Below are 11996 nucleotides of genomic sequence, written 5' to 3'. Positions count from 1 at the left end.
GTTGCCGTGACTCAGTAGTCGTGGTTGCCGCGCCGCGGGGCCGGCGCCTCCGGACGTCCGCCGCGCTGGTCGTGCCCGCCCGGCTGGTTGCCGTACTGGTCGTCGTAGCCGCCGCGGTCGTCGTAGCCGCCGCCCGGCTGGTAGCCCTGGTCGTAGCCGCCCGGCTGGCCGGCCTGGTAGCCCTGGTCGTAACCGCCGCCGTACGGCTGACCGGCGGGTGCGCCGCCGGCCGGGTCACTGGCCGGGTCACTGGCCGGGTCGCCGCCGTACGGCTGGGTGCCGCCGTACGGGCCGGTCTGACCGCCGCCGTACGGCTGGCCGCCGCCCTGAGGGCCGTAGCCGTTGTTGTCGAGGCCGTCGCCCGCAGCCCCCCACGATCCGTAGCCGCCCTGCTCGGCCGGTTCCTGTCCGTAACCGCCGGCCGGGTAGCCACCAACCGGCTCCGCGCCGTACTGGCCGGTGCCGTACTGGTTGGTGCCGCCGTACGGCTGGTTGCCGTAGCCGCCGTCGTCGGCCTCGGGCCGGTACATGCCGGTAGCTTCGCCGTACGCTCCGTAGCCGCCGCCCTGCTGGGCGCCGCCGGCGTAACCGTTGTCCTCCGGCGGGCGGCCGTACGAGGTCGCCTCGCCGTACGGCGGCTGAGCGCCGCCGTCGTACGGCTGGGTCCCCGCGCCGTACTGCTGGGTGCCGGCGCCGTACTGGTTGCCGCCCTGGTCCCACCCGCCGGCGGCCGCACCGGCGTAGCCGCCCTGCTGCGGCAGCGGAACGCCGTAGGGGTCGGGGAACTCGTCCTCGACCGCGGGCACGGGGCGGTGGATCATGGTCGGGGCGTCCGCCATGGCCGCCGAACGCGGCGCCGGGGCGATCATGGTGGCGTCGTTGCGCCCGCCACCGACCGGCGCGCCGACCCGGGTTGCGTCGGTGAAGCCGCCGCGGCTCGGCGGCACCACGCCGCCCGAGCCGGAGAGGCCGGTCGGGTCGTCGTCGTCACCGCCGTTGTCGGCGCTGTTCCGGCGGCGCAGAACGACCAGCACGATCGCGCCGATGCCGGCCGCGACCAGCAGAACGCCGATGATGATGTAGAGCATCGACCCGCCGTCGTCCTCGGTGGACGCGGCCTGGTCGGTCGCCTGCTCGGTCGCCGTCTCCTCGGGCGTCGCCTGCTCGCTCACCTCTTCGGTGGGGGCGGCGCTGGTGGCCGACGGGCTCGGAGTCGGAGTCGGGGAGGGCGTCGCGGGGGCGGTCGACTTCAGCGTCAGCGAGACGGTCAGGTTCTGGTCGGCCTGGGCCTCACGCTGGACCGTGGCCTCTTCGAAGCCGTTCTTGCCGGCGCCGATGGAGATGCGGCCGGGCGAGATCGGCTTGCTGTCGGTGGACCGGAAGGAATACTGACCCGAGCCGTCGGAGGTGCCCTGGAAGACACTGCCGGCGCTGTCCTGCATGCCGACGGTGGCGCCCGCGATCGACTTGCCGTCCTGGTCCTTGACGCGGCCCGAGACCTGGCGCACGGACTGCGGACGGTCCGGGCCCTTGATCGTGATCTGCTGGCTGGCCCGGCCCGGCTGCTCGCCCTGGACATTCGCCGTGATCTCGACCGTAACCTGGCGCGTCTCACCGGCGTTGACATTGGGTGCGGTGAGTTGCACGGAGAACGGGCGCCCGTTGCCGTCGACCGTGGTGCGCCGGCTGCAGTCGCCGCCCCGGCATTCCATGCCGCCGCCGTTGACGGTGATGTTCGCGGGGACCGGGACCTGGCTGCCGTTGCCTTCGGCGACCTGGAACTGCATGGTCAGCCGGCCGCCCGAGAGCACCTCGGTCTGCAGGTCGGTAATCTCTACGTTCGGCGGGTCGGCCAACGCCACCGCGGGGGCGACGAAGATACCGCCGAGCACCACCGCCAGTAACGCACCGGCCTGGGTCGCCCGGGCTCGTAGGTGCGTTCTCACCATCCACCGCCTTCCGGTCGCACGGTCCTCCCGGCCGTTCAAGGGTGGCCGGTTACATCCCGCGACTAAAACACCGTCGGCCACTATGCCTTGTCACACGTCCATCGCGCGACCCAGGGCCGCGTACCAATCTCGCTGAAGCGAGTCGTATCGTCCCGACGTGTCCCCTGCGCACAATAAATCCGAGTCCGTGAAAGAAGCGTTGGACGCGCTGGACCGAGGCGTCGAACCCGAGAGATCTGTGCAGCGTGACGCTGTGCGAGCGCTCCTGGCGGAGCTGTCCAGGAAGGCCCCTGGCCGATCGGTGGAGGTCCGGATTCCGCCTTTCGGTGCTATTCAGTGTGTTCCTGGTCCCAGGCACACCCGCGGCACACCGCCCAATGTGGTCGAAGCGGATCCCATCACCTGGCTGCTCGTCGCCACGCAGCGTATGACCTGGGCCGATGCGGTGCGTGACGGACGCCTGCGGGCCAGCGGTATCCGCACGGATCTGACCGAATACCTTCCGTTAACTGGTCGCGAGGCCGATTAGCAGCGAGGTCGGCGCCCATCGGCTCGCGTACACTGGTCGGTCGGACGGCAGTTACGAGCACATGAGCATGAGGGAGCTACAGGTGCCCCGAGGCGACGGCCGGTTGACCGACGATCTCGACCCCCAGGAGCGTGGCCCCCAGGATGCCTGTGGCGTCTTCGGCGTCTGGGCTCCCGAGGAAGAGGTCGCGAAACTCACCTACTTCGGGCTCTTCGCTCTGCAGCACCGCGGCCAGGAGGCGGCGGGCATCGCGGTGAGTGACGGCTCGGGCGTGGTGGTCTACAAGGACCTCGGCCTGGTGTCGCAGGTCTTCGACGAGCCCACGCTGGCCAGCCTGCGCGGCCACCTCGCGATCGGGCACACGCGCTACTCCACCACCGGCGGCTCGAACTGGGAGAATGCCCAGCCGACGATCCGGGCCACCACGGCCGGCACGACGATCGCGCTGGCCCACAACGGCAACCTGGTCAACACCGCCGAGCTGGCCCGTGAGGTCGCCGAGCGGGGCCTCGAGGTCGACAGCGCCACCTCCGACACCTCCCTGGTCACCACGCTGCTGGCCAGCCGTCCCGACCTGTCGGTCGAGGGTGCGGCGCTCGAGGTGCTGCCGGGGCTGCGGGGAGCCTTCAGCTTCGTCTTCATGGACGAGACCACGCTCTATGCCGCGCGCGACGCACAGGGCGTTCGCCCCCTGGTGCTCGGCCGCATGGAGCGGGGCTGGGTGGTCGCCAGTGAGACGGCCGCCCTCGACATCGTCGGCGCGAGCTTCGTCCGTGAGGTCGAGCCGGGCGAGATGATCGCGGTCGACGAGCACGGCCTGCGGTCCACCCGGTTCGCCGCACCCGAGCCCAAGGGCTGCCTCTTCGAGTACGTCTATCTCGCGCGTCCCGACACCACGATCGCCGGCCGCAACATGTATTCGGCCCGCGTCGAGATCGGCCGTGTGCTGGCCAGGGAACACCCGGTCGAGGCCGACCTGGTCATCCCGGTGCCCGAGTCGGGCACCCCGGCTGCCATCGGCTACGCCGAGGCCTCCGGCATCACCTTCAGTGCGGGCCTGACCAAGAACGCGTACGTCGGCCGCACCTTCATCCAGCCGTCGCAGACGATCCGTCAGCTCGGCATCCGGCTCAAGCTCAACCCGCTGCGCGAGGTCGTGCGGGGCAAGCGCCTCGTCGTGGTCGACGACTCGATCGTCCGCGGCAACACCCAGCGAGCCCTGGTGCGCATGTTGCGCGAGGCCGGGGCGCTCGAGGTGCACGTGCGCATCTCGTCGCCGCCGGTGAAGTGGCCGTGCTTCTACGGCATCGACTTCGCCACCCGGGCCGAGCTGCTGGCCAACGGGCTCGACAACGAGGGCATCCGCCGCTCGATCGGCGCCGACTCCCTGGGTTATGTTTCCCTGGACGGGCTGGTGCAGGCGACCGAGCAGCCGAAGACGCGACTGTGCATGGCCTGCTTCGACGGGCACTATCCGATCGAGCTGCCGGCGGGCAACCTGATCGGCAAGCACCTGCTCGAGGGCGTCGGCAAGCGGGCCTCGATGCCGTCGGCCACCGACGAGGCCGCCACCGCGGCCGTCGCCGAGCTCGAGACCGAGTACGACGTGCGTGAGCTGGCCGGCCAGGGCGGCGGCGCGTGACTTCGACGAACGAAAGACCGCTAAGGGGAGAACCGTGACGCACGTGTCCGAGCGCAACAGTGCCGGGTCCAACGGCGCTGAGGGCGCCGACCGCCGGCCGTGGACGGCCGGCGGCGGCCGCGGGGTGCGTAAGCGCACGGCCACGTACGCCGACGCGGGCGTCTCGATCGAGGCCGGCGACCGGGCCGTCGAGCTTCTCAAGTCCAAGGTCAAGAAGACCACCCGGCCCGAGGTCATGGGCGACCTGGGCGGCTTCTCCGGCCTGTTCAAGCTCAACACGGCGAAATACAAGAGCCCGATCCTGGCCTCGTCGACCGACGGCGTCGGCACCAAGCTGGTGATCGCCCAGCAGCTCGACATCCACGACACGATCGGCATCGACCTGGTCGCCATGGTCGTCGACGACCTGGTCGCCTGTGGCGCCGAGCCGCTGTTCCTGCTCGACTACATCGCCTGCGGCGAGGTCGTGCCGGACAAGGTGGCCGAGATCGGCGCCGGTATCGCCGACGGCTGCCGCTACGCCGGCTGCGCGCTGCTCGGCGGCGAGACGGCCGAGCACCCGGGGGTCCTGCGCCCCGACGAGTACGACGTCTCCGCGACCGGGGTCGGTGTGGTCGAAGAGAGCGAGATCCTCGGCCGCGAGCGCGTCGAGCTGGGCGACGCGGTGATCGCGATGCGCTCGTCGGGTCTGCACTCCAACGGTTACTCGCTGGTGCGCCACGTACTGCTCGGCGCCGGCCGGATGCGGCTCGACTCGGTGGTCGACGACTTCGGCTCGCAGCGCACCCTGGGTGAGGAACTGCTGACCCCCACCAAGATCTACGCCAAGGACTGCCTGGGCCTGATCGAGGAGACCGACGTCCGCGCGTTCTCGCACGTGACCGGCGGCGGCATCCCCGGCAACCTCAACCGCGTCCTGCCCGGGAACGCCGACGCGGTGGTCGACCGCTCGACCTGGCGCCCGCAGCCCATCTTCGACCTCATCCAGGCCAAGGGCCGGATCGAGGACAACGAGATGGAAGCCACATTCAACATGGGCGTCGGCATGTTCGCGATCGTCTCGTCCGACGACGCCGACCGCGCCATGGCCTATCTGACCGGCCGCGGCGTCGAGGCCTGGCAGGTCGGCGAGGTCATCGAGGGCACCGGCGAGGTGCAGATGATGGGGCAGTACACCCGCGGCTGAGGCCCGCCGATGCATAGATCCGCGTGTGTCGATATCCGGCACATGCGGATCTTTTTCGTTTACTGGCTGGACCCGGGGGCCTAGCCTCTGACGTGAGTTCTTCACGCGTGGGGCATTTCCGCACGCGGCCGGGCAGGACGGGGGTGCGGCAGTGGCACAAGCCTGGAGCGGGATGCGTGGAATCGCTTCCGTGCCCACCTATGTCGTCATGCAGCCCACCACGCTCTGCAACCTCGACTGCGCCTACTGCTACCTCCCGTTCCGGGCGGCCGACAATCGCATGACGGTCGAGGTCGCCCGGGCCGTCGCCGCCTCGATCGACGGCTGGTCCCGCGACGGCCGCTTCTCGGTCGTCTGGCACGGCGGCGAACCGCTGGCCGCCGGGCGGGAGCATCTGGCCGCCCTGCTCGAGCCGTTCGCCCCCGGCGTCGAACACCACGTGCAGACCAACGCCACGCTCATCGACGACGCCTGGTGCGATTTCTTCCAGGCCCATGACGTACGGGTGAGTGTCAGCGTCGACGGGCCACCGGAGCGCAACGGTGAGCGGGTCACCCGGGGCGGCAAGCCGGCGTACGACCGCATCCTGCGCGGGATCGAGACGCTGCGCCGCCGCGGCATCCCGTTCTCGGCGCTGTGCGTCGTCGGTGATCCGCGGCCCGGCGCCGCCACCGAACTCTACGACTACTTCCTCGGGCTGGGCTGCGACGTGCTCGGCATCAACGTCGAGGAGCAGGAGGGCGTGAACACGCGCGCCAACGGCCACGCCGCGGCCGACGTCACGGCGTTCTGGGCCGAGCTCGTCACGGCCTGGCGCGCCGACCCGCGCATTCACCTGCGGGAGGTCGAGTGGTCGCTGCGTTACGTGGCCGCGGTGCTCGACGGCACAGCCGACGACCTGCTGCCCCGCCGGCTCGACCCGATCCCCACCGTGGCCCACGACGGCTCGGTGGTGCTGCTCTCACCCGAGCTGGCGGGTTTCTCCGACCCCCGCTACGGCGACTTCACGAGCGGTAACGTCCTGACGACGCCGCTGGCCGAGATTCTGGCCGGCGCCGCGTCGGCACCCTGGATCGCCGAGTTCCTGGACGGCGTCGAAGCGTGCCGCGCGACGTGTCCGTACTTCGGTTTCTGCGGCGGCGCCCATGCGGCCAACCGCTACTTCGAGCAGGGTCGGTTCGACACCACCGAGACCGACCACTGCCGGAACAGCAAGATTCGCCTACTGGAGGGAGTGCTGGACCATGCCCGAGACCACGAGTCCTCGGCTGTCCGATGAGCCGGGGACCGATCCGGTGAGCGCACGGGTGCATGACACCCAGGCCGGACTGGCCACGCTCCTCGCGGAGGCGGAACAGGCACGGCAGGCACGCGCGGAGAGCACGGCGGAGGAAGGTTCGGCGGTGTGCGCCTGGAACCACTTCGAGAACATTCCCACGTTCTACAACTGGAACAACCGGCCGCGTTAACATGGCTCCGCTTCGCTCCGCGGGCGCTTGCCTCTGGGAGGCATGTGAGCAGACAGCCGATTTTCCGGCACCGCAAACCCCGCGGCGACGAAAAATCGACTGCCTGCTCACATGCGAGGCAAGCGCAGGCAGCTCACGATTTTCGGGTCGACGCAGGTGATGTTGGTGAGGACCGGGCCACCCTGAACTACGAGGTGCTCGCCGGCGCCGGTGGTTGTTCTGGTTCCAAGCCCACGCGGGGGTTGGCCCGCGTGGGCTTCGGTGTTTGAACCGTAGGCTGTATCACCACAAGCAACTGACCACGACGCACGTGAGCACGCGGTCTGCCGCGTGCTCTGTGCGATTCGGGTCAGCGCCTTGTCGGCGACCAGGAATCCCGGTCGTCGTCAGCGTCATCCTCGTCATCGTCGACGAACTCATCGTTGTCGTCGTCGAAGTGACGGTCGGATGGACCGGCACCCGCCAGTTCGCGCTGCAAGGCGGTGAGGTCGGTGTTCGGGGAGTGGTACTTCAACTCCCGGGCCACCTTCGTCTGCTTGGCCTTAGCACGGCCGCGCCCCATGGCTCGACCCCCTCGCACAGAATTCGGGGCAGCCCGAAGGCGGGCCCCGATGACGTTAGGCATCTCTCGTGGGTCTTACGGTACATGGACGATGCCGTCTTCGGCACCTCGGGTTGCGTGTGACACTGCCGCGCGTCGCGGTTTTCCGTCCCGGAACGCGCGGCAGGCACTAAACCGCTCTCTTTTCCTACCTCGCACCCCACCTTTCGGCGGATGGAGGTGGCCGTTCGGGCCAGGTCTCAGCTGAGATAGATCGAGCGCAGGCGGCCGACCTCGGCCATGCGCTGTTCGGCCAGCCGGTCGGCGGCGACGGCCGGGGCCACCCCCTCGGTCCGCGCCATCTCGAGGATCCGGCGGGTGGTCTCGAAGATGCCGGTGGCGCGCAGCTTGGCCCGCTCGAAGTTGAAGCCCTCGATCTCGTCGGCCACCTGGATCACGCCACCCGCGTTGACCAGATAGTCGGGCGTGTAGAGGATGCCCCGCTCGGCCAGCGTTTTCTCGATGCCCGGGTGGGCCAGCTGGTTGTTGGCGCCGCCGGTGACGACCTTGGCCCGCAGCAGGGGGACAGTGTCGTCGTCGAGCGCGCCGCCCAGGGCACACGGGGCGTACACGTCGAGCTCGGAGGTGATCAGCGCCTGGGTGTCGGCCACGAGCTCGATCTGCGGGTAGGTGGTGCGGGCCCAGCTCAGGGCGGCCTCGTTGACGTCGGTCGCGATGACCGCGGCGCCGTCCTCGATCAGGTGGCCGGCCAGATATTTCCCGACCTTGCCGAGGCCGGCGATGCCGACCGTGCGCCCGGCCAGGGTGGGGCGGCCCCAGGTGTGCTCGGCGGCCGCGCGCATGCCCTGGAAGACGCCCCAGGCGGTCAGGATCGAGGAGTCGCCGGCGCCGCCGTGCTCGAGGCTGCGGCCGGTGACGTACCGGGTCTCGCGGGCGATGACATCCATGTCGGGGACGTAGGTGCCGACGTCGCAGGCGGTGTAGTAGCGGCCGTGCAGCGACTCCACGAAGCGGCCGTACGCGCGCAGCAGGCCCTCGGACTTGGCCCGGGCCGGGTCGCCCCAGATGACTGCCTTGCCGCCGCCGTGGTCGAGACCGGCCAGGGCGTTCTTGTAGGCCATGCCGCGGGAGAGCTTCAACACGTCGGCGAGGGCGGCGTCCTCACTCTCGTACGGATAGAAGCGGGTGCCGCCGAGAGCCGGCCCGAGGGCCGTGGAGTAGATCCCGATGATCGCCTTGAGGCCGGTCTGCCTGTCCTGGCAGAAGACGACCTGTTCGTGACCGGTGGCGTCGGTGCCGTCGGTGTCGAACACGCCCATGGCTGTTCTCCTGATCTGGTGTCTGGGCCCTTGTGGGGCAGGTCGTACCGGCTGGGGTGGGCCGGACATCCCGAGCCTAGTCGGGTGCACCTCTACCGGATTTACGTCTGCGCGGGAAGTTCCACCCGGCCGATTTCGTGAAAGGATCGCGCCGTGCCGTCACTGTTCGCGTCGTACCTGAGGGTTTACGAGCCACTGACCGCCTTCGACCGCGACCGTCAGGTTTTCTGGCGCAAGTACGCGCGCGAGGGTCGTGCCCTGGGCCCGGTCGACGGCCCGGTCCGTCAGCGTTCGGCCGTGCTCGAGGCGCTCGGCGCCGGCTGGACCAGGCTGCCCGACCTGCCCGACGAGGCGTACGTGTTGCAGTGGGGCGACTCGCTGCTGGTCTGCCCGTGGAACCTGCGCCTGCGGGTCGCCGAGGCCGCGCTGAACGCGCGCGACGGCGTGCCCAGTGTGCTGGCCGACGCGTTCGTTCCGCCCGTGCTGGCCGGCCAGGCCAAGGCTGTGGTCGAGGACTGGCGCAGCGGGGCCAAGGTGCTCGAGCACGGTGTGCCGCGGGTCCACGAGCAGATCGCCACCTGGGGTGTGCCGCTGCGCTGGTTCGTCTTCGTCGATCTGGAGGAGCGGGTCATCGACCTCGCCGCCCAGCCGCGCACCCTGCGTTACCGCACGGAGATCTCGAAGGCCCGGCGGCGCGCGCACCGCGCGGTGGCCGTGCTGCGCAAGTCGGTGGGCGATGCCCCGATCACCGAGGCGGTCGAAGAGGGCACGCGCTGGCTCGAGGAGTTCCACCCGCGCTCGATCGTCGAGCTTGACTACGGCGGCCTCGTCAACCTTCTGCCGGATGACGTTCTCGCTGGTGACGATTCACCCGGAGTGGTGGCGGCGGGTCTCTCGGCACTGTCGCGGGGCGACGCCGACGACGCCTCCGCCGCGTACGAGAAGCTGGTCGAGCGCTGGCGCGCCGTCCAACTTCTGGAGCGCTGCAACTGACCTGCGAAAATGCGGTGATATGCCCCCCGTGGGAACGCTCCCGAGGTGAACACTCTTCGTAATCACCGTTCCGCGAAGCGTGATAATCGGACTAAACGCGGCACTATCTGGCGTAGAAAACACGTAAAAATCGGGCATGCTTCATCCGTCTATCTGGGGACCTTCGTCCGTTCGGCCCATGTCGGACATCGGGGACTAGCCGGACCATGAGAGACGCACCGGCCGGCGGGACCCCGGCCGTTGTCTATAGGTACCTGTGGAGGAGTGACCGATGGCATCGCGTACGCATGATCCTGAGCCGCTACTAACTCCGGCCGAGGTGGCGTCGATGTTCCGTGTCGACCCGAAGACCGTCACCCGGTGGGCGAAGGCCGGCAAGCTGAGTGCGATCCGCACTCTGGGCGGCCACCGTCGTTACCGGGAGTCGGAGGTTCGCGCTCTGCTGCAAGGGCAGATTCCCACGCAGCGTCAGGGCGACTGAACGAACCTCAGTCGAGGCGAGAGATCGTTGCAAGGGGCGAGCGTCGGGGAAGACGATCGCCCCTTCTTCGTGTCCGGGCCGGCTCCGCGCCCGGGACGAGACGAGACGGTTCGTCTCGCTAGGCCGGCTGCACCGCGATGACCGTGATGCGGTCGCGGTGGCCCAGCATCCGGTAGCGCAGCGAGCCGAGGATGCCGGTCACCCAGTACTTGCGGCCCAGCACCTTGGCGAAGTGGTCGCGCTCGGCGTCGCTGACGATGCGGGCCGTGCCCTCGACCGCCTCACCCCGCACCTTGCCGCGGATGTCGCAGGCCGCCACGGTGACGCGCGGGTCGTTGCGGACCCGCTTCACCTTGTACGACCGGGTCTCCGTCCAGATGGCCACGCCGGCGCCGTCGGGCAGCACCCAGACGGGCGTCGCCACGGGTGAGCCGTCCTTGCGGTAAGTCGTCAGAAGGACGTACTTCTCGGAACCGAGTTGCTCCAGGGTGGCCATGCCCCCAAGGGTAGTGACCATGGAAGAGCCACCGATCGGCGACGTGTTCGGCGAGATGATCCGCGACGCCTACGCGGTGCGCACCGGCGTCGGGCCGAGGCCGCTGGCCGGCGGGCGGGTGCCCCGGCCGGTGATCGAGGTGATCGAGCGCGACGACGGACTGATCAACGGCGCTCCGGCCGATCACTACCTGGACGAGCCTCGTCAATGGGAGGAGCAGGACCATCGCGCGCTCCGCCTCTGCCGGGGGCACGTCCTGGACATCGGCGTCGGCGCCGGCCGCACTGCCGTCGAATTGCAGCGCCGGGGCATGGCGGTGACCGGTCTCGACACCTCGGCCGGGGCGATCGCTGTCGCCCGCGAGCGAGGTCTGCGCGACACCGTGCTCAACACCGTCGACGCGTACGCCTCGGCGAGCGCCCGCTACGACACGTTCCTGCTGCTCGGCAACAACCTGGGCCTGATCGAGAACGCCGAGCGGGCGCCCGTCTTCCTGGCCGCGCTGGCCCGGCTGGCCAACCCGGGCGCCCGGATCATCGCGCAGGGCACCGACCCGTACGGCACCACCGATCCCGTGCACGTCGGCTATCACCAGCGGAACCGCGAGAAGGGCCGCCTCGGTGGACAGTTGCGGCTGCGGCTGCGCTACCGGCGGCTGGCCACGGCCTGGTTCGACTACCTGAACTGCTCGGTGGCCGAGTTGGACGCTCTGCTCGCGGGCACGCGGTGGCGCCTCGCAACGATCGACGACGCCGACCGGCCGTACTACCTTGCCGTCATGGAGCTGCGGGAATGACCGGGCTGACCCGCGAGCAGGTGCGGACCAGCCGGCGGATCGCCCTGGTGCTGCGGCACCGGCCCGAGTCGGCCGGCCTGACCCTCGACGCCAACGGCTGGGTGCTGGTCGCCGACCTGCTGTCCGCGCTGGGTATCACCCGGGACGAGTTGGATGCGGTGGTCGAGCACAACGACAAGTCCAGGTTCGCGGTGACCCATCGCGACGGGGTCGACTGGATCCGGGCCAGCCAGGGACACTCGCGCCGGGTGTCCGTCGACCTCGGCCTGCCGCCGGCCGATCCGCCGCCGGTGCTGTTCCACGGCACGCCCCGGGCCAACCTCGAATCGATCATTGCTGAGGGCCTGCGGCCGCGCAGCCGGGACCACGTGCACCTCTCGTCCGGCGTGCCGACCGCACTGCTCGTCGGCCGCCGTCGCTCGGCCGACGTGGTGGTGCTGCGGGTCGCGGCGGGCGAGATGGCCGCGGCCGGGCACGTGTTCCACCTCAGCGCGAACGGGGTCTGGCTGACGCCGGGCGTGCCGCCGCGTTTTCTCATGCTAGAAGCGACAAATCCGTAATACCCGGCTCCACA

At 69.9% G+C, this 11996-nt stretch carries 13 protein-coding genes; 9 read left to right on the top strand and 4 right to left on the bottom strand.

Translation table 11 applies throughout. The annotated features are described in order from the left end of the window. Positions 1 to 11 precede the first annotated feature (11 nt). A complete protein-coding gene (locus tag KXC43_RS36670; protein WP_221380823.1) occupies positions 12 to 1949 on the bottom strand; it encodes a carboxypeptidase-like regulatory domain-containing protein in 1938 nt (645 codons plus the stop codon). A gap of 157 nt (positions 1950 to 2106) precedes the next feature. Here KXC43_RS36670 and KXC43_RS36665 point away from each other — a divergent pair, with 157 nt between their 5' ends. The 5 genes from KXC43_RS36665 (at position 2107) to amcA (ending at position 6775) form a co-directional block, all read left to right on the top strand. Further along, positions 2107 to 2478 (top strand): sterol carrier family protein, encoded by a 372-nt coding sequence (locus KXC43_RS36665; RefSeq protein ID WP_253242468.1) that lies wholly within the window; start codon positions 2107 to 2109, stop codon positions 2476 to 2478. A gap of 82 nt (positions 2479 to 2560) precedes the next feature. Continuing rightward, entirely contained in the window at positions 2561 to 4120 is a 1560-nt protein-coding gene (purF, locus tag KXC43_RS36660; RefSeq protein ID WP_221380822.1) for an amidophosphoribosyltransferase, read from the top strand. A 34-nt stretch (positions 4121 to 4154) separates the two neighbouring features. Next, on the top strand, positions 4155 to 5306 hold the full coding sequence (gene purM / locus KXC43_RS36655; RefSeq protein ID WP_221380821.1) for a phosphoribosylformylglycinamidine cyclo-ligase: 1152 nt from the start codon (positions 4155 to 4157) through the stop codon (positions 5304 to 5306). Positions 5307 to 5478: 172 nt separating this feature from the next. Then, on the top strand, positions 5479 to 6585 hold the full coding sequence (gene amcB, locus KXC43_RS36650; RefSeq protein ID WP_221380820.1) for a cyclophane-forming radical SAM peptide maturase AmcB: 1107 nt from the start codon (positions 5479 to 5481) through the stop codon (positions 6583 to 6585). Then, positions 6551 to 6775, top strand: a complete 225-nt coding sequence (gene amcA / locus KXC43_RS36645) for a multiple cyclophane-containing RiPP AmcA (protein ID WP_221380819.1) — start codon at positions 6551 to 6553, stop codon at positions 6773 to 6775. Before amcB ends, amcA begins: the two co-directional genes overlap by 35 nt. Before the next feature lie 349 nt (positions 6776 to 7124). On the opposite strand, the gene KXC43_RS36640 is transcribed toward amcA, so the two are convergent. Then, entirely contained in the window at positions 7125 to 7337 is a 213-nt protein-coding gene (locus tag KXC43_RS36640; protein ID WP_221380818.1) for a DUF3073 domain-containing protein, read from the bottom strand. 239 nt (positions 7338 to 7576) lie between these two features. Then, positions 7577 to 8656: a Glu/Leu/Phe/Val family dehydrogenase gene (locus KXC43_RS36635; protein ID WP_221380817.1), complete on the bottom strand. Its 1080-nt coding sequence runs from the start codon at positions 8654 to 8656 to the stop codon at positions 7577 to 7579. Between the two features lie 153 nt (positions 8657 to 8809). Here KXC43_RS36635 and KXC43_RS36630 point away from each other — a divergent pair, with 153 nt between their 5' ends. Then, positions 8810 to 9649 carry a DUF8083 family protein gene (locus KXC43_RS36630; RefSeq protein ID WP_221380816.1) on the top strand — a complete coding sequence of 280 codons (840 nt, stop codon included), beginning with the start codon at positions 8810 to 8812 and terminating at the stop codon, positions 9647 to 9649. Between the two features lie 271 nt (positions 9650 to 9920). Beyond that, the gene (locus tag KXC43_RS36625) at positions 9921 to 10130 is read left to right on the top strand and encodes a BldC family transcriptional regulator (RefSeq protein ID WP_014687221.1); all 210 of its coding nucleotides are present in this window, start codon (positions 9921 to 9923) and stop codon (positions 10128 to 10130) included. A gap of 118 nt (positions 10131 to 10248) precedes the next feature. Here the strand turns inward: KXC43_RS36625 and KXC43_RS36620 are convergent, their stop codons facing one another. Beyond that, on the bottom strand, positions 10249 to 10626 hold the full coding sequence (locus KXC43_RS36620) for a PPOX class F420-dependent oxidoreductase (RefSeq protein WP_221380815.1): 378 nt from the start codon (positions 10624 to 10626) through the stop codon (positions 10249 to 10251). Positions 10627 to 10645: 19 nt separating this feature from the next. Here KXC43_RS36620 and KXC43_RS36615 point away from each other — a divergent pair, with 19 nt between their 5' ends. Together KXC43_RS36615 and KXC43_RS36610 are read left to right on the top strand one after the other, a co-directional pair. After that, positions 10646 to 11422, top strand: coding sequence for a class I SAM-dependent methyltransferase (locus tag KXC43_RS36615; RefSeq protein ID WP_221380814.1), 777 nt, complete (start codon positions 10646 to 10648; stop codon positions 11420 to 11422). After that, on the top strand, positions 11419 to 11982 hold the full coding sequence (locus KXC43_RS36610; RefSeq protein ID WP_221380813.1) for an RNA 2'-phosphotransferase: 564 nt from the start codon (positions 11419 to 11421) through the stop codon (positions 11980 to 11982). The genes KXC43_RS36615 and KXC43_RS36610 overlap by 4 nt, the downstream gene beginning before the upstream one ends. Positions 11983 to 11996 lie beyond the last annotated feature (14 nt).

The sequence above is a fragment of the Paractinoplanes polyasparticus genome, assembly GCF_019710575.1.
Taxonomy (GTDB): domain Bacteria; phylum Actinomycetota; class Actinomycetes; order Mycobacteriales; family Micromonosporaceae; genus Actinoplanes; species Actinoplanes polyasparticus.
The sequence above is the reverse complement of the archived record's forward strand: the minus strand, read 5'-3'. Positions and strand labels throughout refer to the sequence as shown.